The organism is Streptomyces glomeratus, from assembly GCF_021462825.1.
GTDB classification, from domain to species: domain Bacteria; phylum Actinomycetota; class Actinomycetes; order Streptomycetales; family Streptomycetaceae; genus Streptomyces; species Streptomyces glomeratus.
In genome coordinates this window covers 1-662 of sequence record NZ_JAKEEB010000104.1, presented here as the reverse complement: position 1 = coordinate 662, position 662 = coordinate 1, and the positions used below count along the sequence as shown (strand labels likewise).

Sequence of the window (662 nt, the reverse complement as noted above, 5' to 3'; positions counted from 1 at the left end):
ATGCCCCATGTGCAGGGCGACCCGGACGACACCGAGGAGAAGCCGACCGGCCGGATCCGGGACACCAAGAAGCTGCTCACGACCGCCGCCCTGATCATGAGCGGCTTCCTGATCACGACCAGCTTCATCACGACGCTGCTGATCCCGGCGAACGCCTTCAAGACCGGCGGCCCGGCCAACGGCCGCGCCCTCGCCTACCTCGCGCACGAGTATCTGGGCGGCGCCTTCGGCACGGTGTACGACGTCTCGACGATCGCGATCCTGTGGTTCGCGGGCGCCTCCGCGATGGCCGGGCTGCTGAACCTGATGCCCCGCTATCTGCCCCGCTACGGCATGGCCCCGCACTGGGCCCGGGCCGTGCGGCCCATGGTCATGGTCTTCACCCTGATCGCCTTCCTCGTCACCTGGATCTTCAACGCCAACGTGGACGCCCAGGGCGGCGCCTACGCCACCGGTGTGCTGGTGCTGATCAGCTCCGCGGCGATCGCGGTGACCATCGCCGCCCGCAAGTCCGGCCAACGGCGCTGGACCCTGGGGTTCGCCGTCATCTCCGCCGTCTTCCTCTACACCACCGTCGCCAACGTCATCGAGCGGCCGGACGGTGTGAAGATCGGTGCCTGCTTCATCGCCGGGATCATCCTCGTATCGCTGCTGTCCCGGCT

General features: G+C 68.3%; 1 protein-coding gene. It reads left to right on the top strand.

Annotation, left to right across the window (positions count from 1 at the left end):
- Window positions 1-662 (top strand): APC family permease (locus LZ604_RS35510; RefSeq protein WP_505016499.1); only part of this gene is annotated, 662 nt, incomplete at both ends.